General features: G+C 49.5%; 15 protein-coding genes and 1 pseudogene. 7 read left to right on the top strand and 9 right to left on the bottom strand.

Annotated features, from left to right (window positions below; all coding sequences use genetic code 11):
• Nucleotides 1-202 precede the first annotated feature (202 nt).
• Nucleotides 203-1,759 (top strand): cell division protein FtsA, encoded by a 1,557-nt coding sequence (gene ftsA, locus BWI93_RS24210; RefSeq protein WP_094816229.1) that lies wholly within the window; start codon nt 203-205, stop codon nt 1,757-1,759.
• A gap of 134 nt (nt 1,760-1,893) precedes the next feature.
• Nucleotides 1,894-3,411, top strand: coding sequence for a cell division protein FtsZ (ftsZ, locus tag BWI93_RS24205; protein ID WP_094816227.1), 1,518 nt, complete (start codon nt 1,894-1,896; stop codon nt 3,409-3,411).
• 80 nt (nt 3,412-3,491) lie between these two features.
• On the opposite strand, the gene BWI93_RS24200 is transcribed toward ftsZ, so the two are convergent.
• From BWI93_RS24200 to mutL, 4 genes are all read right to left on the bottom strand, one after another.
• Nucleotides 3,492-4,271 carry a porin family protein gene (locus BWI93_RS24200; RefSeq protein WP_233207845.1) on the bottom strand — a complete coding sequence of 260 codons (780 nt, stop codon included), beginning with the start codon at nt 4,269-4,271 and terminating at the stop codon, nt 3,492-3,494.
• 6 nt (nt 4,272-4,277) lie between these two features.
• Nucleotides 4,278-5,000: a bifunctional demethylmenaquinone methyltransferase/2-methoxy-6-polyprenyl-1,4-benzoquinol methylase UbiE gene (gene ubiE, locus BWI93_RS24195; RefSeq protein ID WP_255158050.1), complete on the bottom strand. Its 723-nt coding sequence runs from the start codon at nt 4,998-5,000 to the stop codon at nt 4,278-4,280.
• 210 nt (nt 5,001-5,210) lie between these two features.
• A complete protein-coding gene (locus tag BWI93_RS24190) occupies nt 5,211-5,747 on the bottom strand; it encodes a hypothetical protein (RefSeq protein ID WP_094816225.1) in 537 nt (178 codons plus the stop codon).
• 181 nt (nt 5,748-5,928) lie between these two features.
• Nucleotides 5,929-7,995: a DNA mismatch repair endonuclease MutL gene (gene mutL / locus BWI93_RS24185; protein WP_094816223.1), complete on the bottom strand. Its 2,067-nt coding sequence runs from the start codon at nt 7,993-7,995 to the stop codon at nt 5,929-5,931.
• Nucleotides 7,996-8,212: 217 nt separating this feature from the next.
• On the opposite strand from mutL, the gene BWI93_RS24180 reads away from it, so the two are divergent.
• Together BWI93_RS24180 and BWI93_RS24175 are read left to right on the top strand one after the other, a co-directional pair.
• Nucleotides 8,213-11,239, top strand: a complete 3,027-nt coding sequence (locus BWI93_RS24180) for a glycoside hydrolase family 3 N-terminal domain-containing protein (protein WP_176454320.1) — start codon at nt 8,213-8,215, stop codon at nt 11,237-11,239.
• Nucleotides 11,240-11,243: 4 nt separating this feature from the next.
• Nucleotides 11,244-11,963 carry a phytanoyl-CoA dioxygenase family protein gene (locus tag BWI93_RS24175; protein ID WP_094816219.1) on the top strand — a complete coding sequence of 240 codons (720 nt, stop codon included), beginning with the start codon at nt 11,244-11,246 and terminating at the stop codon, nt 11,961-11,963.
• Nucleotides 11,964-12,021: 58 nt separating this feature from the next.
• Here the strand turns inward: BWI93_RS24175 and BWI93_RS24170 are convergent, their stop codons facing one another.
• Complete coding sequence (locus tag BWI93_RS24170) at nt 12,022-15,597, bottom strand: DUF4450 domain-containing protein (RefSeq protein ID WP_094816217.1); 3,576 nt, start codon at nt 15,595-15,597, stop codon at nt 12,022-12,024.
• 204 nt (nt 15,598-15,801) lie between these two features.
• On the opposite strand from BWI93_RS24170, the gene BWI93_RS24165 reads away from it, so the two are divergent.
• Entirely contained in the window at nt 15,802-16,410 is a 609-nt protein-coding gene (locus tag BWI93_RS24165; RefSeq protein WP_094816215.1) for a hypothetical protein, read from the top strand.
• A 57-nt stretch (nt 16,411-16,467) separates the two neighbouring features.
• Here the strand turns inward: BWI93_RS24165 and tnpA are convergent, their stop codons facing one another.
• The 3 genes from tnpA to BWI93_RS24150 all read right to left on the bottom strand — a co-directional run bounded on the left by tnpA (nt 16,468) and on the right by BWI93_RS24150 (nt 20,778).
• Entirely contained in the window at nt 16,468-16,914 is a 447-nt protein-coding gene (gene tnpA / locus BWI93_RS24160; protein ID WP_094816213.1) for an IS200/IS605 family transposase, read from the bottom strand.
• Between the two features lie 273 nt (nt 16,915-17,187).
• Complete coding sequence (locus BWI93_RS24155; RefSeq protein ID WP_094816211.1) at nt 17,188-18,603, bottom strand: glycoside hydrolase family 125 protein; 1,416 nt, start codon at nt 18,601-18,603, stop codon at nt 17,188-17,190.
• A 96-nt stretch (nt 18,604-18,699) separates the two neighbouring features.
• Nucleotides 18,700-20,778: an alpha-L-fucosidase gene (locus tag BWI93_RS24150; RefSeq protein ID WP_094816208.1), complete on the bottom strand. Its 2,079-nt coding sequence runs from the start codon at nt 20,776-20,778 to the stop codon at nt 18,700-18,702.
• A 205-nt stretch (nt 20,779-20,983) separates the two neighbouring features.
• Here BWI93_RS24150 and uvrA point away from each other — a divergent pair.
• Nucleotides 20,984-23,832: pseudogene (uvrA, locus tag BWI93_RS24145) on the top strand (excinuclease ABC subunit UvrA).
• Nucleotides 23,833-23,955: 123 nt separating this feature from the next.
• Here the strand turns inward: uvrA and BWI93_RS24140 are convergent.
• Nucleotides 23,956-24,345, bottom strand: coding sequence for a hypothetical protein (locus BWI93_RS24140; RefSeq protein WP_141217585.1), 390 nt, complete (start codon nt 24,343-24,345; stop codon nt 23,956-23,958).
• Nucleotides 24,346-24,922: 577 nt separating this feature from the next.
• Between BWI93_RS24140 and BWI93_RS24135 the strand changes: the two genes are divergently transcribed.
• Nucleotides 24,923-25,711 carry an SDR family NAD(P)-dependent oxidoreductase gene (locus BWI93_RS24135; protein WP_176454319.1) on the top strand — a complete coding sequence of 263 codons (789 nt, stop codon included), beginning with the start codon at nt 24,923-24,925 and terminating at the stop codon, nt 25,709-25,711.
• Nucleotides 25,712-25,937 lie beyond the last annotated feature (226 nt).

The following is a 25,937-nucleotide window of genomic DNA, read 5'->3' as shown; positions in this document are numbered from 1 at the left end:
TTTACATGAACGAGCTAGAGCTTAAATTATCCGGAAAGCAGTCATACTGAGAATTTTAAGTGAAAAACACAAAAAAATATCCTAGTCAAAATCCTATTTTTTTCATTACTTTAAACCACAATAGGATTCCTGTAATTAACCGCCATAATTACTAGACTAAATTGATGAGCAATAACACCAATCAACCCTAAAGCTGTGCCGTATGGAGAAAAAGATTGTTTGCGGGATTGATGTAGGAACGACCAAAGTCTGCGTCGTGATCGGTCAACAGGATCACGACGAAAAACTGGACGTGCGTGGCGTTAGTCGGGTTGAATTTAAAGATAAGAAATTTAAAAATCTTGTCACCAAAGGAGCTATTCTCAACCCTGATTTTGTCAGCAAATTCATTAAAAAAGCATTGGCAGAAGCCATTGAACAGGCAGGCGTTACCCCAAATCAGTATTTTATCAGTGTAGCCAGTCATCAGGTTGCCTGTATACCAAAAATTAGTGACATCTCGCGGGATTACGTATCTGAGGGTGATGAAGTACGTCACGATGACTTACAACGCTTATTAGGTAGCGTAGGCCGTACGAAAATTGACGGTTCTGCCATATTACACGTATTACCTCAGGAGTATAGCGTTGACGGAGATTCTGAAGAACATTATCATATAGTGGGCGTTACCGGAACTCACCTACGGGGGAAGTTTCAGGTGATAACCATGCCTTTGAAGCCTTTAAGTACTCTTCTGAAAAGCTTGGATTGGGCTGGTCTTAGTAACATTCCACCCAAGCATGTGTATTTGGCTTCATTAGCTTCAACAATGGCCGTACTAAGTGACGAAGAAAAAGAGCACGGAGCCATACTGGTTGATATTGGAGCAGGAAAAACGGATGTGGTAATCGTACAGGGTGAGCTGGTACGCTACGTGGCTTCATTCCCCGTGGGCGGAAAAGCCATCACCAAGGACATTGAAATTGGTTGTGACGTATCCGAAAACGTAGCTGAAGACCTGAAACTCCGTTTTGGTACGGCTACGCACAAGGAAGTTCGCCTGAATGAAGTAGTAGCCGTACCGAACGTACTGGAAAGTCTACCCCCGAAAAATGTATCACTGAAAAACGTAGCCGTTATTATTGAGGCTCGCGTGAAAGATATTGCTACGTTCGTAGCAGCTGTGGTACGCCACGCCGGGTATGAGCGGAAAATCAAGACGGGTATTGTACTGACGGGTGGTGGAGCTCGCCTGGATAGTATTCAGGAGGTATTCCGATCCGTAACGGGCATGCACGTGCAGGTAGGTCGTCCGAATCAGGGTTTCAATAAACAGAAACCAGAAACGACGAACAACCTTTCGTACGCAACGGCGTTGGGCCTGGTCCGTTTAGGCTTCCGTTCACTCGATCCCCGCGATGAGCTGTACGAATCGCTCGTATCGGTACCTTCGCCTATTCAGGCACCCGTACCCACGCGTCCGCATACGTATACGACCAGTCAACATCACAGTCCGATGCCGAGCAATGGATCGAACGGTAGTAATGGTAGCTATACCAATGGCAACAACGGCCATACCCCCCGACCACCCGAACCTCCCCGGAATCCGGAAACGAAAGAGCCAACCAAAGAACCTGAACCACAGACTGAGCCTGAGCAGGAATGGAAATGGTGGCGATTACGCATGGATTTAAACTCCTGGTACAAAGCCATCTTCCGAGATGAATTTGAATCACGAAATGGTCAACGTCCCGACGGTTGGGAACCCAAAACTGTATAATGGAAATCAAACGGTCTCGGCCGTTTGATTTTCTGTTTATCCCCCGAATTGACTAACTTGTCTTTTTAGTTTTACCTCCGGACTAAACTCATTGCGTGAAGGCAACAAGCCTTTATGTAACCAACCTCAATAGTATGCTTCTTGATCATAATTATTCCTTTAGCTCCGTCAAGCACTTCCGCTCGTACATTAAAGTATTCGGTGTAGGCGGTGGAGGTTGTAATGCCGTCCGTCACATGTTTAACCAAACCATTGAGGACGTAGACTTCATCGTTTGTAACACGGATCGCCAGTCCCTTGACGAAAGCCCCATTGATTACAAGATTCAGTTAGGCAACCAGACCGTCAACCAGAAAGGGATTGGAGCAGGAATGGACGCGGCTCAGGGTCGGGCTGCTGCCGAAGAAAGTGAAGCAGAAATCCGGAAAGTCCTTGAAGACAATACGGAAATGCTGTTCATCACGGCCGGTATGGGCGGAGGAACGGGTACGGGTGCGGCTCCAGTTATCGCCCGTATTGCCAATGACCTGAACATTCTGACCGTAGCAATTGTCACGGCTCCTTTTGATGACGAAGGCGAAGATAAAATTGCACAGGCCCGCGAAGGGATCCGGGAATTACAGAAATACTGCGATACGGTTGTCGTTATTCTAAACGAAAAACTGCTGGAGCTTTATCCGGACATGACCGTCGACGAGGCTTACGCCAAAGCCGACGATGTCCTGGCCAATGCCGCCCGCTGTATTTCCGAGATCGTTACCAAGTCCGGTAAGATCAACTCCGATATGAATGACGTCAAGACCATCCTGAAAGGTGCTGGACAGGCCGTAATTGGCTTGTACACGGCTGAAGGCGATGATCGTGCCGTCACCTGCGTTGAAGAAGCTTTGAGCTCACCCTTGCTCGATAATCGTGATATTAAAGGTGCCAAGCGTATCCTGATTACCATCTCGTACAGCAAGGATTGCCCGATGCGAATGATGGAACAGAAAGCCATCACCAAGTTCATCGAAGACCGGATCGGTGGCAAGGCTCGCTTACTCAAAATTAGCCCCATCCCAGACGATAGCCTGGGCAAAGCCATGCGATTTACGATTATTGCCGCAGGTTTTGATCTGCCCGGTAACTCCGTATATCAACGTCCGATGGATGAGCCCGTAAGTCAGGCTCCGAAGTTGCCCTCGTATCAGAACCAGCCGGTTGCGGCTCCCGTAGTAGCCCCTCCCGTTCCCGTGGTTGAAGCGGCCCCTTCGCCAGTAGCTAATTACGGATTCAACGAATATCGTCGCGATACCCCAGAGCCTTCGGCTTCATTTACACCGGAAACTTCATTTACGCCCGAAGTTTCGTCCGTAATACCGGAAGCAGTGGTAGAAACGCCGATCATGGCTCCTTCGTTTACGGCTCCTGCTCCTACGCTGAATGAGGAAGATAAGGTTAAACACATTGAGCAGGAAATCTGGCGGGAAGAAGATCTCAGTTCGTCCAATGCCCGAATGATTCAGGAGTTTGTCCATAAGCTCAACCACCCCGATCAGGGTTGGGAAGCGGATCTGGAAACGCCCGCGTATATTCGTCAGAATATTCCTTTAGCTGATTTAATGGTCATTCTGAATGGCGAGAAAGTCAATCATTACAATCTGAACGACTAAACTTGCTATACCATAAAAAGCCCGGCAGACTTCTATCTGCCGGGCTTTTTATGGTATAGACAATAGGTAGACAGTTCCCTTTATTCAAACATCAGATAAATGGTTACCGTGTGTGAAGTCAATCGACTGATTCCCCGGTTCGCTACCGAGTTATTAGGTTGGATCATATTTGCGATTCCGTGCGAAAAGTGCAACTCTGGGGTAAACTTGAAGTACTCGAAAAACCGTTCAAGACCGACCCCGTATTCCACACTAAAATCGGCCGAGCGGGTCGCCAGCTGTCCTACGCCCCGGTTAATGTTCTGTTTTCTCCGTACGTTCGCTTCTAGTCCGGCCCGGAAACCAGCCACGGCGTACATCCGCGTATTACCCCGCCGCTCGGATTTATACTTGAGCATGAAGGGAAATTCTACCCAGGTCGACTCGCGAGTCAATCGTTGTTCAGTACCGTTGGTGTACGTTAAATCTACGGGACGACTGTAAATCGAAAGCGTTAGCGGTGAAAATCGGAAATCCAGCCGTGGACTCAGGTACACGTTCATCAAAAAACCCATCCGGAAACCCATGGAATTCGGTGAATGCATCGAACGGACCGAATCCTGCGTATTGTATTGGTCAGAGTGTTTGACCTGAAAACGCGTATTGGGTAGGCCAAAGAAAAACCCGTAATGAACCGTTTTATCATCGTAAAACTCCAGGTGTTTTCGCTGATAAATCGTATTCTGAGCTTTTACGGCGGGTATACCCAACACCATAAAAATAAAAATCAGGCCCGTAAGCGTTGAGCGTTGAAAAGAAGAAGAGCCGGAAATACGATCCGCGGAAGTCTGTACTTTAATAGCTCGAAACGCAATCGCCATAAATGATTATTTCTTTCCTATATAAATAGAACTGATACCAAAGGTCAAAGAGATAGCCCGGGTTTGGCGAAAACCAGATTGTTCGTATATCGCCAGAAAATCCTTACCATCCGGAAATGCCTGAACGGATTCGGGCAAATAACTATACGCCGCCCGGTCTTTTGAAAAGAACTCTCCAATCGTTGGCGTAATGTACTTAAAATAAAAGTTGTACAGATGCTTGAAAAGAAAACCTTTCGGCTTGGAAAACTCCAGTACAACACAGGTTCCGCCCGGCTTCAGGACCCGGTTCATGTCGGATAGACCTTTACCCAGATTCTCGAAATTCCGTACGCCGAAAGAAACGATCACTGCATCAAAAGAATTGTCCGGGAAGGGCAGCTTTTCTGAATCCCCCAGTTGTAATTCGATGATGTCGTCGTGACCCAGCTTTTTGATTTTCTCCCGACCGTGAGCCAGCATACCCGCTGAAATATCTACGCCTACGATTTTCTTCGGCTTCAGCGAAAGAGCCTCCAAGGCAAAATCGCCCGTACCCGTAGCAATATCAAGAATGGTCTGGGGCTTTTCGGGCTTCAATAAACGAATGGCTTTTTTCCGCCAGAGAATGTCAATCCCCAGGCTCAGAAAGTGATTCAGGAAGTCATATCGGTGCGAAATGTTATCGAACATTTTGGCAACCTGCTCCTTTTTGCTGCTGTCCTGCTCTTCTTTATAAGGTACGACCACGTCTGCTAGAATTTAAATGACCTGAAAATCACAGGCTTGCTGTATACTGTTATACGCTGGTTTGCCCGGGAAAGTTCGGCAAAGGTACGCGACTTCGCACGAATCATTTTTACGGAAAACAAAAAAACAGCGACTCCAAAGAAGCCGCTGTTTCCGAGCAAACGTTTTCGGAAGACCATCGTACAAAACGATCAGCCGTACCGAAACGTTTTATTTGATTTCCACATCAAAATCGACATTCGCGTCGTCATCGCCGGGAATGGGAGAGCCATCCTTCACGCCAGGCTGATGCCGAAGCTGTACTTTCAATTTGCCCTTCACTGCCGTAGCCGAAGTTTTAATCTCTCCGACTAAACCAATGGGTCGGTTATTGCGATCTTTATCCGTAGTAGTAACGGTTAGCGAGCCAGTCGGACTAGGCGTCATCACGACCAGGTGCTCGTCACTTTCTTCCCGAATTTCTTCTGTTACATCCTCCACGGGCGATTTGGATTCGTCCAGAAAGCGAACCGAATACGTATACGCCTGATTTTTAGCCAGCACGATGGAATCAATTACCGGAGCTTGTCCGCCTTCTCCATCGACATCTTTCCAGGTATACACTTTTGAGCTACCATTAGCCGTCAGCGTTAATTGCACTGTTGTGATTAATTCATTCTCGTCCGGTTCCGGATCATTTTCTTTCTTACAGGAGGAGAGAGCAACTAGAGCAAGGAGCGGCACATACAGCCAGAATTTCTTTTGCATAAAACGTTGAAGTTTGCGAATGGAAATACTTTCCTTTCGTTAAACGTGGAACAAATTCTTCACAAAAGTAACATACTTTGCAACATTGTTGCATAAACGGTATAAACTTTTGTTGCTGATTATAAAAAAAGCTCAGGCCATCAACAGACCTGAGCTACGAATGACTGGTACCAACGTATGATTACCGTAATAAACCCGCAAGTTTTTCGAGTCCCAGAATAGTGAAGGTCGGATCGCCTCCGGGTGTGTACGAAGGGTTACTTGAAGCAAATAACTGATCGACCAGGGCACTCATTTCCTCCGCAGATAAACGCGTCAGGTAGCGAGCCGCCGAACGCTTGGCAAACGAACGGGCCAAAGCCTCAGGCCGATCCAGTTTTAGCTCGGCGTAATGTTGGCGAAACTGAGCCAGTAAGCCTTCGAACAAATCCTCTTCATTTTCGTCCATCACTTCGGCGGGTATACCGTACAGGATGAACGCATCTTTTCCAATTTCAGCGAAATCGAAGCCTAAAGCCCGTATTTCCTGTTGAATTTCGATCACCAACTGAAAATCAATCGGGTTCAGGGAAACCGTTTTCGGAAATAATAATTGCTGGGAAGCGGCATTACGCTTTTCCAGGGAACCCCGGTATTTATCGTAAAGAATGCGTTCGTAAGCCGCCTTTTGATCAATCACCATAAGCCCCGATTTCACCTGCGAGAGTACATAGCGATTATGCACCTGAAACAGCATCCGTTCATAATCCAGTAAGGGAGCTTTAGCCGCTGGGCGGGGGGTGGCTTTCGAACTGAACGTTTGCTCGTGGGCAGGCTCTTGCGGAATTTCTTCAATAGGTTCCGTAGGTGACTCCTCCATCGGCAACCGGTTGGCCTTACTTTGAAAGGTAATACTGGCCCCGACCGAAATCGATTCTTCTTCCGGACCGACTTCAGGCATGGGTGGCGTGAAAGGCTTTACGCTGGGAATAATATCGGGAGGAATGGCAAAGATACTGTGACGCTCCTCCTGGGCCGGACCTTCCAGTCCCTCGAACAACTTTTCCCAGCTACTGATATTTCGTTTGGGAACTGCGGTTCGGGAAGCCTGCGAAGCATAGGATTCGCGACTGGGAGTAGCAGATTCCTCGTCGGTAACTTTTCGGTTTTCGTGAACGGAGGCGTCGAAGTGACTGGCGTAGTCTTTCTGCTGAAACGACAGCGATTGAGCGGGATTGAGCAGATTGACGTCCATCTCAAAGTCGATGGCCGGAGCTAGTCCGTATACACCCGTCGCCCGTTTCACCGCCGCCCGTACAATGGCGTATACGGAGCGTTCGTCATCAAACTTAATTTCCGTTTTGGTCGGATGGACGTTGATGTCGATATGAGCCGGATCGATCTCAATATTGAGTACGTAAAAGGGATGATTGCCTTCGGGAATAAGCCCTTCAAAACCACTCAGTACGGCGTGATGCAGGTACGGATGGCGAATGAATCGCTGATTGACGAAAAAGAATTGCTCCCCCCGTACTTTCTTGGCGAATTCCGGTTTCCCAATGAAACCTGATACTTTCACAAATGGGGTTTCCTCCCGCGTATCCGCGAGTTGCTCCCGGTAATTTTTCCCGAATAAATCGACAATCCGGCGGGACATTTTGCCCCCCGGCAAATTATATACTTCCGTTTCGCCGTGGTGTAATGTAAAGCCCACTTCGGGATACGAGAGAGCAACCCGCTGAAATTCGTCCAGAATATGACGCATTTCTACGGGATTGGATTTCAGAAAGTTCCGACGAGCCGGAACGTTGAAAAATAAGTTTTTTACGCAGATGTTCGTGCCAACGGGCGTCTGGCAAGGCTCGTGCGTTTTCAGTTCGGAAGCGTCAATTTTCAGGTGCGTACCCAGTTCATCTGATTCCCGGCGGGTCCGTAATTCAACCTGAGCTACCGCCGCAATGGAAGCCATCGCCTCACCCCGGAAACCCATGGTACGGATTTTAAACAAATCTTCTGCCGTACGGATTTTAGAGGTAGCATGACGTTCAAAACACATTCGGGCGTCAGTTTCAGACATGCCGATGCCATTGTCAATGACCTGAATCAGCGTACGACCTGCGTCTTTGACCAGCAACTGAATTTGCGTAGCCCGTGCATCGATGGAATTTTCAAGCAACTCCTTCACTACCGATGCGGGTCGCTGTACGACCTCGCCCGCCGCAATCTGGTTCGCAATAGAATCGGGCAGGAGTTGAATTATATCTTGCATGAAAAAGGATCGGCGTTTTTAATGGGTCTTTCGATAGCAATCGATTATTCCGAAAAAGAATCTGAATGAATTCCCAATCGGGTGTGTTGGATACAGAAGAAACGCGAATTTCGTCCAAATCCCTCGGAAAAGCGAACCGAATTTTTGAAATATCTATGTTTTGAACTCATACTTTAGAGATATTTTCGCGTTCTCGTAGTACGTATTGATGATCAGGATGTTGAAGAATAAGTTAGTTTATCTGGGATTATGTGCTCTGTGGGCTCTGACGGCTTGGAAATCCCCGAAATCTATTGAACGTTTTAGTGCGGACAGTAAACCGGTCTCTTCCCTTCTACTGGCTCAACCGAGCCTGGACTCTGCCCGGGTCTCGGCGGCTCAGTTGTGGGTAGACAGTACGCTTTCAAGTATGACGCTGGACGAAAAAATCGGCCAGTTTTTTGTCATTGGTACGTACTCCAATCGGTATGAATCGTATTATGCGACGATCGACCGGCTCATTAAAACGTACCACGTGGGTGGAGTTATTTTCTTCCAGGGTGATCCGTATTCACAGGCGGAACTGAGCAACCGGTATCAGAGTCTGTCACGTATCCCGCTCATCGTTTCATTGGACGCCGAAAATGGCTTAGGGATGCGGCTGGCTTTGGGTACGTCCTTTCCGCACCAGATGACGCTGGGAGCCATCCAGAATAATCAGTTGATCTACGAAATGGGCCGGGAAATTGGCCGTCAGTGCAAACGCATTGGTGTGCAGATGAATTTTGCCCCGGTCGTAGATGTTAACTCCAATCCGCTCAATCCGATTATTGGGTACCGTTCGTTCGGCGAAGATCCCGTAAACGTAGCCGAAAAAGGAAAAGCCTACGCCCGAGGCTTACAGGAAGCGGGCGTACTAGCCTGTGCCAAGCATTTTCCCGGCCACGGCGATACCCATACCGATTCACACCGCACCTTACCCAAAATCACGCACGATCTGGCCCGGCTCAACCAGTTTGAGCTGCCGCCCTTTCGGGCTTTGATCGAAGACAGTGTGGCGAGTATTCTGGTCGCTCACCTGGAAGTACCGGCTTACGAATCCCGCCCCATTGCGTCTACTCTTTCGGCCCCCATCGTTACGAATTTGCTAAAAAATCAGCTCAAATTCAATGGTCTGGTGGTGACGGATGCCATGAACATGCGGGGTGTGACGAAGGGAAAACCCGCTCCGGAGGCCAACCTACAGGCCTTACTGGCGGGTAATGACCTGTTACTGCAACCCGAAAGCGTGGGAGCTTCCGTACAAAAAATCAAGCAGGCCATCGAAAGCGGCCAGATTAGCGAAGAGGAAATTAACCGCCGCGTCCAGAAAATTCTGTATGCGAAACATCGGGTCGGACTGGTGCCGTATCAGGCGGTTCCGGTGAGTAAGACGCTGGTTAAAGAATTGAAAACGCCGCAGTCGGAAGCCCTGCGGCAACAATTGTACGAAAATGCGGTAACGGTCGTCAAGAATGATCAGTCACTAATTCCGTTCGTCCAACTAGATACCCTGAAACTGAGTGCCATTGCCATTGGCGAAAGCGATGGTAACGTTTTCCAGAACACCTTACGCAAGTACGCCAACGTAACGTGTTACGCCAACGGTACTAAAACCGACGAGCGTTTTTTTGCGGAAATGCTGGGCAAGGTTGATTCCAGTCAGGTGGTTATTGTGAGTCTGCACGAAATGCGGCAGAAGGTAGCTCAGAACTACGGGGTTTCCTGGGCGTCGGTAGAATTCATCAAGCAGTTGGTGAAGCGGGGTAACCGCGTGGTAGTTTGTGCCTTTGGCAATCCGTATAGCCTCAAATATTTCCCGACAGTACCGACGTTAGTATGCGGTTACGAAGGCGATCCCTATGCTCAAACGGCCGTGGCGGAAGTACTCTTCGGAGCCATTCCGGCTCTGGGTAAATTGCCCGTATCCGTCGAAGGTTTGTTTCCAGTAGGACACGGCTTGCCTACCCAAGCCATTGGCCGACTGAGTTACGGTCAGCCCGAAACGGTGGGAATGAATTCAGGCAAACTGCAACGCATTGATGCCATTATGGATGAGTCGATCCGGAAGGGAGCTTTCCCCGGTGGACAGGTACTCGTCGCTCACAAAGGCCGCGTAGTCTGGCAGAAAAACTACGGAAAACTTACCTACAACCTCACTCCGTTCGAGCCCGTTCGGGATACCACTCTGTACGACCTGGCCTCGGTAACGAAAGTAGCCGCTACGCTACAGGCCGTAATGTTACTCAACGAAAACGGGCTTCTGGATCTCAATCAGAAAGTATCGTATTACCTGCCTGAACTGATAGGAACGTCGAAAGAACACCTGGTCATTCGCGACGTACTGATGCATCAGTCGGGCCTGCTGGCGTATCAGCCCTTCTGGGAACGCACGAAACCCCAAGGCATTTTCAGTCCCGATTTCGATTTACGGGTAGACACCCTGAACTATACGTTACTGGTGGCCCGCGACCTGTGGACCAAACCTGCTACCATTGATTCCGTCTGGAAATGGGTGGTGAATAGTCCGATGACCGGGCAACGTGATCGTCGGGGTCAGTACAAGTTTATCTATTCCGATCTGGGCCTGATTATGTTGCGTCGCCTCGTCGAGCAGGTTTCCAATCAGCCGCTGGAAGAGTTGGTACAGGATGCCTTTTACGAACCACTGGGCATGTACAATACGCTCTTCAGTCCACTCTGGAATGGGGTAAGCGACTGGAAAATTGCTCCAACGGAAGACGACCGGGTCTTTCGGGAAGTCCTGCTTCGCGGCACCGTTCACGACCAGAATGCGGCTATTCAGGGCGGTGTATCAGGTCACGCGGGTTTATTCAGTACAGCCAACGATCTGGCGATTCTGATGCAGATGAATCTACAGAACGGGTATTACGGCGGACGGCGGTATTTCTTGCCCTCTACCGTTCCTATGTTTTCACACAATTATACGCTCCGTAGCCATCGGGGACTGGGTTGGGATCGGCAACCTGATGCCAATGGCAATGCGTACATCTCTTCTTTTGCTTCACCCCGGGCTTTTGGCCATTCGGGTTTCACGGGAACGCTGGTCTGGGCTGATCCGGCGACTGATCTGGTGTTGATTTTTCTTTCCAACCGCGTCCATCCCAACGCGAACAACAATCTGATTACCAGCCTGCGAATCCGGCGTAGAGTGATGGATGCGGCGTATGAGGCGATTGAAACGTCTATTATTTCGCAGAAGTAAACCAATGGAATACACCTCGCTGAAACAGCAACTGGTAAATAAGGGATACGCCATTACCAAGCCTCTTTTCAACGCCGCGGAAATCGAAGCGATTCTGCGGCACGTATCGGAAGTAGATCCGGCGAAACCAACGTTCCGCAAAACGGCTGATCTGTTTGCCATCCGGCAGTTTCTAAAGGAAATACCTGACTTACAGCCTCTGTTGTTCAAGCCCGCTTTCAATGCTTTAGTACAGGAACTATTGGGCAAAAATGCTTTCCTCGTCAAGTCCATCTATTTTGATAAACCCGAACAGTCGAACTGGTTTGTTGCCTATCATCAGGACTTAACCATTTCTGTGGATCAGAAAATAGATCGGGAAGGCTTCGGTCCCTGGACGGTGAAGCAAAATCAGTTTGCCGTACAGCCTCCGCTGGCCATCCTGGAAAACAACCTGACGATTCGTATTCACCTGGATGATACGACTGAATCGAATGGAGCCCTGAAAGTAATTCCGGGATCGCATCGCAGAGGTGTGTACCGACCCGAAGCCATTGACTGGCAGCAGGAAATGGAAGAAATCTGTCCGGTAACATCGGGGGCCGTGATGCTTATGAAACCGCTCTTACTGCACGCGTCCAATCGTACTACCAATCAGCAGCGACGCCGGGTGATTCATCTGGAATTCAGTAATGAAGCCTTACCCGAACCTCTGCAATGGTCGGAACAGTGTTTCCCGTTCTGATTCAACTACTCTTCAAACGGTTATAAACGTTTGAGAAACGAACCGTACGCTGCACCTATCAGGGCCGTACCAAAGTTACACTCATCAATCCAATCACTACATCGTTAGCTAAGGCCGTAAGTTTGAGTTCTTTCAACGTTTTGGAAGGATTGAGCGGCAAGTCCAGTACCGTAGCCGCTCCGCCTTCGATTTCCTTGCCGTTGTACTTGTCGAGTTTTTCACCGTAGACGACTTCGCCCGTTTTCAGGTGTACGCGGGGTGGATGTACGGCCCCGGTTGAGAAGGCAAAGCCATCGTCCAGATAGTCTTTTTCGATGGGCCACCAGTTTTCAGGATTGCGTAGTACTAGTCGCTCCGCAGTACCGTCCGTATAACTGATTTCCAGCAAACCATTTTCAATCCGGCTCTGCATGGGATTGGTCGAACCCGCCAGAAGCAGGTACGCATGCGAAGCCCGGCCGGTGACAGGCAGTCGAGCCTCCGTTGGATAATTGTCCCAGCGGGAAACGAAAAGTATGTTCTTCCCCGCCGCTGGCGACTGAAACCGAATTCTCTGCGGCAAGGTAAGCGTGTGTTGGTGCTGAGCGAGGTGCTGACGTAAACCCGCGTCGTCGATCTCTGCCATCAACAGCGGGTGCGTCCATTCGCCAATGCCCTGCGTGGGCAGTTGCAGCGTAGGCGTTTGCGGTCGGGGCGACAGGTACTGATTCCTGAAAATCTGCGTTACCCGGTCGTTGAAGTACGGTGTGAGCGATACCAGCTCCTGAGAAGATTCCGGCAAGGCAGCCTCCCAGTTAGTCAGCGTCAGGGAGAAACGCTCGCCTGAATTGGTTTGAATCGTTATCGGATTGGTACCGGGACGAAGCTGGCCTATCGGAATCCGGATTGGTTCAGACAATCCTCTGGGTTCCAGTTTTACTTCCGCGGATATACCCCGAACGGTGTACTGCAGCTCCATAGCTTGATCCGTGTAGTTTTTTAACTGAAAGGTTGTTTGTTCCGACTGAGTCACGAGTGATAGCCGTTCCTGTACCTCAAAACAAACGGGATGCCACCAGGTCAGCTGACCCTGTTTTAACTGGACGAAGGCCGTTCGCGAACCGGGCTTGGAAGCCATCGTTGCACGCAGGGTATGTCCCTTCGTCTGTACATTCTGCCAGACTCCCTGCGGGTCAAAAATCTTTTGAATGAGAGTTCCGGGAAATAGAATGGTCTGGGCGGTACCCTGAGCGTAGGTATCGCGTAATGGAATGGACTTAAAATCATTTCCCGTCCACTCTACCCGTATTTCATACGAATCCTGGGCGGGACTGTTGATTTCGATTACGGGCTGACCAATGGCGTCGGGTACCATTTTCCAGGCTACTTTCTTTCCGTTGATGGTGATTTGTTTAATCCCGTCCCGTAAGGCGTTTACCCGTACACACAAATCCAGTTTTTTCGAAAACCGGGGTTTCAGGGTGTATACGTCCGTCAGGCCGTTTCGCTTGAAGTCGTACGATAAATCCGGGATTTCCAGGGATGCGTACGGCCAGGCTTTGGGTAAGCCCGGACGAATCAGGAGCCGGTTATTCAAGGCATCCGGTACGATACCGAACAAGCCTTCCACAAGTGTTCGGGAATTGATACCGACCGGGTCCCCAAAATCCCGATAGGCTTCCCCACGATTGGCATCGTAATGGGAAATCTGAACAAAGTTTCCGGGACTTCCCCCCAGATACATCGATGCCAGCAATTCGCTTTTCCAGAGTTTGAAGGCTTCTTCCGTACGCCCGATCTCCCAGTTCGCCAGAGCCGTATGAGCCGATTCGGCCAGGGCTACGTTGTTGATGGACCATTCATACGGCATCCAGTTGCTGGTTGAAATCGTGTAAAAACCTTCGTCGCTGAGCCCTTTGGCCCGTACTGGAATGTGCGGAATCTGGGTATCGATGTAGCGTAAGTTCTGGTAGGCCTGAAAAGCATCGGGCACGTCGGAATCGATAGCGTGGTAGATCGTCCATAAGGCCGGAACATCGTGGCGTTTTTTCAGACCCATGGCATCCTGAAATTCCGCATACACACCCTTTTCGGGAATCCACAGAACGCGGTTGATCGCCCGATGAATGGTTTCGGCTTCCCGTTCGTAGGGTTTCGCATCTTCGCCCAATAGCTTCGCCAGCGTGGCGGCCATCCGATTCGCCCGGTAGTTGTACGCCGAGGTATGCGTAACGGCTCCGCCGCTGTATTGCAGGGCGTCACTGGCCCAAATGGCCGCGTAGGCATCGTAGAGACCGTCACCATCGGGATCGAAGTTGCGTTTTTCCCAGGCCAGATGCCGCTGGATGACGGGCCATAGCTCCCGGGCGAGGATCAGGTCACCCGTCCAGTTCAGGTGCCAGAGCAGAGCGTCGATGTACACCAGATTCATGTCGTAATGGTGCGGACGAATGGATTTTCCCTCCGGATCACGACTGATATAGCCGCTTGTAAACACCGCATTCCCCAGTTTCTCCTGCTGGCGAGCCAGATGATTGGCCGTATCCGGTACGCTCGGTCCGGAAGCGGGTGCAGTCATTTGCGATTGAGCGTAGGCCCGAAAATGCGTTCGTGCCCGGTCGTGCCAGCCCAGCGGATCGGCCGTATACGCTCCCCGCCAGCCATTCAGGCGAATCCGCCAGCCGATGGCTCCGTGCAAATACGAAGGCGTTTCCCAGAGGGCATCCGAAGCGATACTGAGGGCACCGCCAACGGTATTGAGGTAATGATCAGGCGTTTTGACCTGAATGCGATTCGCTACTTTTTTTCGGGCGATCTCGGCTTCGGCAAAAAGAGTCGCGGCATTTGCATATACCAGTTCTGCTTTACTTTCCGGATTCTGCAAAGCAAAGTACAGCGGCTCGTTTCCTTTTACCCGACCCGTCAGTACGGGTGAGGCCGCCGCCTGGGATTGAGCCAGTTGCAACGGAGACTCTTGTTGCGTAGCATCGGATAGTTGAACCGTAGAAGCCGCCGGCACGAAGCCGAGTAGAGTCTGTTCTTTTTTGAGTTTGGCTGTTTCAGTAGAAGTAGATTGTACGGGCAGTCCGGAACCGTACCGGAGGGCGAAGGTATTTTTCTGAATGGTGAAGCGATTATCGGTACAATATTCCGGCTTCAGGTAAAAGCTTGATTCCGGATCGGGACCCATATCGCCGTTGCGACTGAATTTTTTCCCGCTGGCTCCGCCGAAAGTCCAGCCTAGTTCCAGATCATCCGATACGTTCTTGAACTGAGCCTTGACGATGATTCCTTCTGCGTCGGCTAAGGGCAAGATGATTAGTTCGAGCGTTCCCGTTCCTAAAAGTGCATCCTTGATTTCATACAACATCGAGCCGGGTCGGTACCGGGCCGTAATGGTGTCTGCGTCATTCAGCCATTTACTGACCGAGTCTTTCACCAGGCCAAATTTCAGGTTACCGCCCATCCCCGGCATATACAGAGCAAACTCAGGTAGATCGCCTGCTTCGGCCCGAAAAGCCGTGTTGGTTCCGTATAGAGCTCGGGTAAACCTTCGCTTGCCATTGACTATGACGAAATCTTTACCGTCGGGGCGGTACCGTAAGGCCCGTTGCTCGCCGTGCCAGGAACGATCGGGCAGGGAAACGGGGTACAATTCCTGAGCCTGAAGCTCATATACGAAGATGAAATGGGTTAAGAAAAAAATCCCCCTATCAAAAGTATATGGGGGATTGACTTACTTTGCTGAGTCATTCTACGTACGTTTTCGTTTCGAATGATCGCTTTCCTCCGAATTATTGCCTGTACTGTATACCAACTTTGTAACCCCATACCGTTAAGCTTTTACAAATTATCCCGTATGCTTCTTCGTTCGTACGCCAGTCGTTTCTTCTGTTACGTGAGCCTGTTATGGGTAGGACTGTTTTTTCAGGGTTGTGTCCCCGACTTTCTGTTTTCTGATCCGGAGTGGGTGGTGATTGAAGCGTTTAGTCATGAACCGATTTTTAAACGCAAAACGGGCATTTTGATCAGCCCTCGGGAAGTGGCGGCCACCGTTACTTTCGACAGTACCTGTATTTATGATTTACAGAGTGTCGATCAGCATGACTGGAATAAGGTGATTGGGCTGGGCTTTGTCGGATCCAAAAATCAGGATTTAGGTTCAGCACCGCATCAGGTAGACGGGGCTCGGGTAGCCTGGCGGTGGAATCCGGAAACGCAGAAAATTGATCTGGGTTGTTATGCGTACGTGGACGGCCAACGCACGGCCTTCAAAGTCGGCGAAACGTCCATTAATCAACCCACTCGACTGAGTATTAAAATTGATTACGGTCGAAAGGAATATCGGGTCATGGACGGTGAGCCCGTACGATTCAATCACAACAAGAAGTTTGCTTACAAAACGGGATTGTACTTTGGTGGGAATCAGCCCGCTCCGCATACGATTCGGGTGCGGATTAAGTATTAAATCTTGCCCGATTCCCCGGGTTGTACCCGGGGCTAAGGATGTTGAACTCCTCCGGAGTTATAACAAGTATCTTTCGTCGAATGCAATGCCGTGTTCCTGGAGTAAGTCCCGGAGTTCATCGGGAAAGGTCTTCAAGCGGTGGTGCTCCTCCTGATTCTTCACGTAGGCGATCAACACCTCTTTCTCTTTTTGCGAATACGTAAATGCTCCGTATCCAACCTGCCAGCCCCGGAAGTCTCTAAACAGGTTTTGCTCTTTGATGTACTCCGAACTAGCCAGCTTGAGACTTTTAACCAAATCAGCCAGAGCTACAGAAGGGTGGATGTGCGTTAGGATATGTACATGGTCCTCTACTCCATTGATTCGGTATAAACGACATTTCTTCCGTTGAAGAATGCCCCAGAAATAGCGGAATAGCAACGGTCGATTCTCCTGCGTCAGCGTCGGTTCACGATGTTTGGTACTGAAGACAATCTGATATAAAATCTGGGTAAAGGTGCTCATATACAGAAGAATGATCCATAAGAGCAATGTTAAGAGGGTTAAAAGCTGTTTCAATTACCATTCGGTAAATACCCAACTCCGAAGGAGTTCAATTTGAATAGCCCCGGGTTACACCCGGGGAGGAGTACACCAACGAAACCGGGTATTAGTTCCCCGCATTTCATACGGGGTTAATCACGTTAAACCCCTTCGGGTTGGGAAATCCCAACCCCGAAGGGGTTTAACGTGATTAACCATGGGTACCACCCATGGCCCAACCCGACCCAGGAAAGGCTACAAAACTCCCTTCAAAATCGCTGGCCGCTCATTCGCCACTTTCAGTACCAATTCACCGAAGAGCGTATTTGACCAGGCAAACCATTTACGGGTGAAGTTATTCGCGTCGTCTTTGTTGAACGATTCGTGCATGAAGCCCGTACCCGCGTGCGTCATCTTCTGTTGCTTCAGCTGAGCCCGGATTTCCGCGTCGCTTTGGGAAGTCAACGCCCGCATGGTAACCGCAATCGGCCAGATGCTGTCCACCAGCGTGTGCGGACTACCGATTCCCTCGCCCGCTTTTCCTTTCGAGAAATACGGGTTGGAATCGCTCAAAATTAGTTTTCGTGTATTCTGATAAATCGGGTCTTTCACCGATACAGAATCCAGGTACGGCAGAGCCAGCAGACTCGGTACATTGGCATCGTCCATAAACAGAGCATTGCCAAAGCCGTCTACTTCAAACGGAAATACTTTACCGAACTTCGGGTGCTCTACAATGGCGTATTTCTTCAACGCCTGCTCCACTTCCGTCGCCAGCGTTTTACACTCCGTTGCTAGAGCCGAGTCACCAATTTTCTGACTGATTTCCGCTGCTTGTTTCAAAATCGCTACAGCAAAGAAATTCGATGGTACCAGGAACGGATAAATCGTGGCATCATCCGAAGGACGGAAGATACTCGTGATCAACCCTACGGGTTTGGTCGGGTTGCCGTAGCCATTGCCGGGAACGGTATCCGTAGCCCAGGCCGTTTTACGGGTGAAGGTATACGGACCGCGATTTTCTTTCCGCTGCTGTTCACGGAACGTCTGGATAATCATCCGGATGGACTGTTTCCAATCCGCATCAAACGGACTCGTATCGCCCGTCGTTTTCCAGTACCCATACGCCAGCCGAACCGGGTAGCACAGGGAATCGATTTCCCACTTCCGTTCGTGCAGTTCGGGCTTCATCTTCGTGTTATCCGAATACCACTCGCTGTGGCCAGGACCGTTGTAGAAGGCATTCGCATACGGATCAATCAGGATACACTTAGTCTGGCGACGAACCACCCCTTCGATCAGTTTCCGCAGCGGCTCATCGTCTTTTACCAGCGAGAGATACGGCCATACCTGAGCCGTACTGTCGCGTAGCCACATCGCATCGATATCGCCCGTAATCACGAAGGTATCGGGTTTGCCGCCTTTTTCGCTGTAATGAACCGTGGTATCGAGGGTATTGGGGAAGCAGTTGCCAAACAGCCAGGCCAGCTCCTCATCCCCGATCATTTTCTGTACTCGCTGGATGGTGGCTTCGACGGCTTTGCTGGTAAAATTGCGTTTGTTGGCCGCAATCCGTACTTCCGGGAAAGCAGCCGCTGCCTTACCCGTAAACGGAAGCATCATCCCCGCACCTGCCAGGGCCGACTGTTGAATAAAATCTCTACGATTCATGTGTTTCTTGACTATTTTTCAGTGTAGCGTTTTCAGTTGATATAGTGCGGAAACTTCGATTTTAACTCGAAGCCGCAACGGATTTGTCCGGATGACTTATTTGGTAATCACGCCCAGCTCGGCCACGCGAGCCCAGGTTTCCTTTCCATTCGTAGACTCTACGGCTACAAACCGCAGGAATTGTCCCGACACCGTTTGCTTAAAGCGTACGCGTTGTTCGAGCGGATTATTCTGAATGTTGTCGAATTGTCCCTCCGCAACAGGTTGTCCCCAGTTTTCTCCATCCGTTGATACGTACACCCGGTATTTGTAAACCGTACCGCTGCGGTGATCCGAAGCGTCGGGAGTGTACGTAAAGCCTTTCAGTCCGAGCGTTTCGCCTAAATCAAGCGTGAGCGTATGCGGATAGGAAGCATCTTTGGCCGAAGTCCATACCGTCGTTGGATCTCCATCGATAGCCTTATCCGCTTTCTGATCAATGTTCCATTTGGTGGAAGGCATATCAAAATCCACCGTCGTTACCGGACCGCTCTGGGCCTCGCCGAACGCCCGTGCTTTCACCGTAGCTGCCTGGGGTAACGCAAACGCTTCACTATACAAGGGCGAAGTCGCTTTCGGCTCCGACCCATCCAGCGTATACCGAATTTCCCGAACGGATACGGGCGAACTGATCGTCACGGTTCCTTTCTGATCCCGGCGAACGACCGGAGCGAGTAATTGCTCAGGTTCCGTATAGACACCCAATTCGCTGATCGTCACCGCCACGGGCGATTTCGTAATCCGAACGCGGATTTTTTCCGTAGTATGATACTTCGGCAAACGTACCAGCCGCAAGGCTCCCACGCTGGTTCCCTGGTGGATTTCTTTCCAATCCCCGTTTTCCCAGACGTCCAGAGCAAACTCCTCGATTCGCTGGCCTAAAGCAATGGCCTCCCGAATACTCAGCACATTAAACGAAACGGGCTTCGACCAGCTCAGGACCAGTTCCGGCGTCGTTACGTCGTCCTTACTGGCCCAATACGTCTGGCGATTGTTGTCGAGCATGGTTTTTACCGCAAAGCCCCGGCCACCCGTAGCCGTTACCTGAGCCGTATTGGCCCAGTTTTTGCTAAAAGTCTTCTTCAGAATTTCACCGAAACTTTTCAGAATGGCCACGTCGTCTCCGTGTAACTGACCGCGTTTATCAGGCGAGAGACCCAGATCAAACGCGGCTCCGCGACCCACACTTTTGTAGTACAGCTCCAGCAACTGCTGCGGAGATTTAGACTTCCCATCCTGACTCGCGTGATAAAACCAGCCCGGTCGCAGGGGTACGTCACACTCCGCCGGAATCCATTTCTCTCCGTTTCGTGTACCCGTCGGAGCGTCGTAGTCATTGGCGTTGCCGGGTACGCCTTTGCTTTTCCCATCCGCCGCCGTAGGCGTAAAAGTTGCCCAGGAAGTTTCGTTGGCGAAACCCTTTTCATTGCCTACCCAGCGGACGTCCCAGCCTATATCACTGAAAATGTTGGCATTGGGTTGTAGTTTCCGGGTAATCTGCCAGGTGTTGTCCCAGTCGTAATACGTCAGATTATTGATTTTCCGGGATTCGCGGGCCCCACCGTAGTAGCCATCGCCGCCGTTGGCACCATCATGCCAGGACATAAACAACTCACCGTATTGCGTGTACAATTCCTTGAGCTGGGCCTGATAAATGGGCAGGTATTTATCGGTTCCATAGGCTGCACTGTTACGGTCCCAGGGCGAGCAGTACAGGCCAATTTTCATACCGTTTTTCCGGCAGGCGTCCACCATTTCCTTCACCATATCGCCTTTTCCGTTGCGGAAGGGACTTTTACTGATGTTGTAGTCAGTGGTTTTGGTCGGCCAGAGGCAGAAACCATCGTGGTGTTTGGCGACGAATACAATGCCCCGAAATCCGCCTGCTTTGGCCGATTTTACGATTTGTTCCGCACTAAAATTCGAGGGATTAAACGTCTTCGGATCGGCATCACCGTACCCCCACTCCTTGTCTTCAAACGTTGTAGGCGTAAAGTGTACAATGCAGTACATTTCTGTATCGTGCCACTTCAACTGGCGAGCGGAAGGTAAGGCTCCGTAGGGCTTGGGGGCTTGTTGAGCAAGACTAGACAGACTTAAAAAGCAGCCCAAAATGGGTACAAAGAGGTGTTTCATAGTAGCCTATAGATGCAGCGGTTCTGTTCGTTAACGGCTTATCCTTACGTAGCTAAGCGAAAAAACAGCGACTTAGACTCGTTTAGATAATAAAAAATTTTAAGAACCTACGAAGGTATTCGTTTCATGGCATCGGTTTCTTTTTATCCACTGAAAAAAAAGTCAAAAGCGGTAACTTTACTTGTTTTTACGTTGTTACAAACTCATGGCAGAAACGAAGCTTCCCACCATATCCACCGAGCCCGCCGGTCAGGAACTCATTGAAATTTTAGGTGCCCGTGAGCACAATCTCAAAAACGTTGATTTAACCATTCCCCGCAACAAGCTGGTCGTCATTACTGGCATCAGCGGTTCGGGAAAATCGTCGCTGGCGTTTGATACCATCTACGCAGAAGGGCAGCGACGCTACATGGAAAGCTTTTCGGCCTATGCCCGGGGCTTCATTGGTTCAATGGAACGGCCGGATGTCGATAAAATTGAAGGTCTTTCGCCCGTCATTTCCATTGAGCAGAAAACGACGTCCAAGAACCCCCGTTCTACGGTAGGAACCACTACCGAAATCTATGACTTTTTGCGTTTGCTTTACGCCCGGGCGAGTGAGGCCTACAGCTACGTAACGGGTGATAAAATGGTTCAGTTTTCGCAGGATCAGGTCATTGATCAGATTTTGAAGGATTACGACAACCGGAAAACGATTTTACTCGCTCCGATTGTACGGGGCCGGAAAGGACATTACCGCGAACTCTTCGTACAGATCGCCAAACAAGGCTATACGAAAGTGCGGGTCGATGGTGAGATTCAGGACATTGTTCCGAAGATGCAGCTCGACCGCTTCAAAATTCACGACATTGAAGTAGTAATCGATCGGCTCATTCCTAAAAACGACGATCGTTTCCGCCTGAGTCAGTCCGTCGGGAAAGCCCTGCAAATGGGTAAAGGCCTAATGCTGTTGCAGGACGATCAGGACCAGACCCGCTGGTTTTCCAAAAACCTGATGGACCCCGTGTCAGGAATCAGTTACGACGAGCCCGCCCCCAATGCGTTTTCGTTCAACTCGCCCTACGGCTGGTGCCCCACCTGTCAAGGTTTGGGTGTCATTGAAGAGATTACGATTGATTCCATTATTCCGGATAAGAAATTGAGTATCAGCCGGGGGGCCATCGCTCCCATTGGCGAGTACCGCGAACTCTGGATTTTCAAGCAACTGGAAGTTCTGCTCAAACCCTTCAAGGTGAGTCTGACGACGCCGATTGAAAAGTTTCCGCCCGAAGCGATGGAAATGATGATGTACGGCTCGGACGAACCCGTTCCGGTACCGTCGAAAAAATACGAGGGTACGGAGTGGAATACCAAGTACGAAGGCATCATCAACTTCCTGAAACGTCAACAGGAAAGCGGATCGGATAAGATTCAGGACTGGCTGAAGGATTTCATGGTCATCAAAGCCTGTCCGGAATGTCAGGGGGCCCGTCTGAAAAAAGAAGCCCTTTGGTTCAAGATTGACAATAAGAATATTGCCGAGCTGGCGAACATGCAGATTTCGGAGCTGGCTTCCTGGACGATTGGTCTGGAAGATCGCCTGAGCGATCGGCAACGGGTGATTGGAAAAGAAGTACTGAAAGAAATCCGGAAGCGGATTGGCTTTCTGCTCAATATTGGTCTGGATTATCTGACGCTCAATCGGCCCCTGCGGAGTCTGTCGGGTGGTGAAGCCCAGCGGATTCGTCTGGCTACCCAGATTGGTACGCAGCTGGTCGGCGTTCTGTATATCATGGACGAACCGAGCATCGGTCTGCACCAGCGTGATAACGTCAAACTGATTCAGTCGCTCAAAGATTTACGGGATTTGGGTAATACGGTACTGGTCGTTGAGCACGATAAAGACATGATGCTCGAATCGGATTTTCTGGTGGACATTGGTCCGGGAGCGGGTCGTCACGGCGGTTCGGTCGTGGGTCACGGGACACCCCAGCAATTTCTCGAAAACCGATCGACGACTTCCGATTACCTCAGCGGTCGTCGTACCATTCAGATTCCCGCCGAACGTCGCAAAGGCAATGGCAAAACGCTGAAAATTGCGGGAGCCAATGGCAACAACCTGAAAAACGTAACCCTGAAGCTGCCGCTCGGCACCATGGTTTCGATTACGGGGGTATCGGGTTCGGGCAAGAGCACGCTCATTCATGAAACCTTGTTCCCGATTCTGAATCACCACTTTTATCGCTCCAAACGCGAGCCGATGCCTTACAAGGCCGTCGAAGGTCTGGAGCATCTGGATAAAGTGATTGAAGTCGATCAGTCACCGATTGGTCGGACGCGCGTTCGAACCCGGCAACTTACACGGGGATGTTCAGCGACATCCGTACCCTGTTTTCAGAATTACCCGAAGCAAAAATTCGCGGGTACAAGGCGGGTCGTTTCAGCTTCAACGTCAAGGGCGGTCGCTGCGAAGGGTGCGAAGGAGCCGGGATGAAGAAAATTGAAATGGAGTTTTTACCAGATGTGTACGTCCCCTGCGAAGTGTGTAAAGGCAAACGCTTCAACCGCGAAACGCTGGAGGTACGCTTCAAGGGAAAATCCATTTCGGACGTGCTGGATATGACCGTCGAGCAGGCCGTTGATTTTTTTGAAAATCAGCCTAAAATTCTACGCAAAGTACAGACGTTGAAAGAAGTAGGCCTGGGTTACCTGACGCTCGGCCAGCAGGCGACGACGCTGTCGGGTGGCGAAGCCCAGCGAGTGAAACTGGCCGAAGAGCTCTCGAAAAAAGATACGGGCAAGACGCTGTATATCCTCGACGAACCAACCACGGGTTTGCATTTCCAGGATATTGAACACCTGTTGAACGTTCTGCAAAAGCTCGTGGACAAGGGTAATACGGTACTCATCATCGAGCATAATCTTGACGTGATTAAAGTCTCCGACTGGGTAATTGACCTGGGTCCTGAAGGCGGTAACGGCGGTGGCAAGATCATTGCCGAAGGTACACCCGAAGTGGTTGCCCAGGTAAAAGGCAGCCACACGGCGAAGTTTTTGAAGATGGAGTTGGCTTAATCACTTCTATTGCATCAAAAAAAGCTCTTCATACCGAAGAGCTTTTTTTTGATAATGCTTTGCTCACTTTCTGAAAAAGTTAAGAAGCATCTGCGTGGATAAAATCGTATCTCCTGAACGTTATTAGGATCGTTTTCTCTGCACCCGTAACCCATCAAACAGACGGATGAATTCCTGACAGGCTTGTTTGGAAGACAACTTCACTTCGCCATAAGCCCGGCGAAAGCTTGGGTCGTGTTGCGAGGTAATGGCTGTTCCTTTTTGCAGAAAAAACTGTACGGCATACACTCCATCCTGCTTTTTCCAGTCCATTAACGTCGTTTCATCCAGAGGAATGATCCACTGGTTAATCTGCACCGCATACTGCTTTTCGGGCAATTGGATATTTGCCGTATCGGAGGCTTGCCTGAGCAAGGTTTGCATACGAATCACACTTTCCGGGGTTTTACTCTGAGCCAGGCTTTCAACCGTTGCCAGACTCACCATAAGTAAGAGACAGGTGAGGAGTTTCATGTTTGTTAAGTCGTTCGTTTGTTCGCAGATGCCAGACTCTCTGACAGGGTTGCATGAGGGATTTCTTTACGTATTTATTTCAAGTGACTAACGAAATAGACCAAATTCTTCCCAGCCAGTAAATCTGTTTAACCTTATCCTTCATTAACTAGGGTACTCTCTTCCTGTAGTTTACAAAAGGATTCCATAATTTAAAAACATCCTACCTTCATTCTCATCCGGAAGTGTATCACAAGCGAATACGTCTAATCGACTTTTCAAAAGTTTTATTCTAGTTCCGCTACTTTTAAATAACTTCTTTGCGGTTAAACTCAAAACCAATTGATCCCTTTTAAACCACTAATGCATTTGCCGGGATAGATTTTAGTATAACCTGCTCACTAAACCTGTCGTTTAAAGAGAGAAATAAAACACTTATCAATAATCAATTTTAATTCATAAAACAAGCCATGTTCATTACTAATATCTCAATACTCAACGGTATATACGCTGTCTTTTATTTTATCTTATTGTCTTTCATTGTATTCCCTATGTCGAGTTATTTTTTATGTTTGCTACTGAAAACAATCATAAAATTATGAACAAAAAAGTAGCGATTATCACTGGAGGTACCGCCGGCATAGGCAGAGAAGTTTGCCTGTTAGTAGCAAGCAAAGGCGTAAAAGTCGTGGTGGCGGGTCGTAATACGGAACGCGGAGCTGAGGTAGTAAAACAAATCCATAGCTCTGGAGGCGAGGCATTCTTTGTGTCAACCGATGTAGGTCTGGAAAAAGATGTAAAAAATCTAGTCGACAGCACGTTGCAGGCCTACGGAAGAGTCGATTTCCTGTTCAACAATGCCGGTACAGAAGGAGTATTAGGTCCGTTGGAAATCAATACCGAGGAAGTAATTGACGAAGTTCTTTCAGCGAATATAAAAGGCGTCATCCTGTGTATCAAGCATGTTTTGCCTGAAATGGTAAAGCAGGGAAGCGGTGTAGTGGTAAACACCGCCTCGTTTGTAGGCACTACCATGCCTTTACCCGTGGCAGTGGTTTACGGAGCCAGTAAATCGGCGGTGTTGAGCATTACACAATCCGTTGCAGCCTCGTGTGCAGACAAGAACGTTCAGGTATATGCGGTATGTCCCTGGGTGACGGATACGCCTATGGCTGATCGTCTTAATGGCCATGACGTCGAAGCTAAAGCCGCCTTTGGAGCAAGTATTAATCCAAGCGGTGCGATCGTACCTGCTTCGGAAATTGCAGATGCGGTACTGGGACTTTTCACGGGAGCGAATGGTATTAAAAGCGGTGAAGCAATTCTGGTAGATAAGGGTGGCGTTACTAACCAGATTATACCTATGTCAATTGCCGATCGTATCTAATCCCTTATACTACCTCTCGGTTTGCTGATAAAAACTTTATTTATAGCTAAAAGCGTATTGAACTAAGGTTTCCTTTATTTATTTAAAACAAATTATTTCCTACAACCAGAGCGTATTAAAAGCAAGAATTTGAATTCGTATTAAATCTACTTTTTTTATGAATATTAAAGGGACAAATTTGATATGAATATATACCATCATTGATCTCAGGTATCAAAACACCATA

It is taken from the genome of Siphonobacter sp. BAB-5385 (genome assembly GCF_002261125.1).
GTDB lineage: Bacteria > Bacteroidota > Bacteroidia > Cytophagales > Spirosomataceae > Siphonobacter.
The sequence above is the reverse complement of the archived record's forward strand: the minus strand, read 5'-3'. Positions and strand labels throughout refer to the sequence as shown.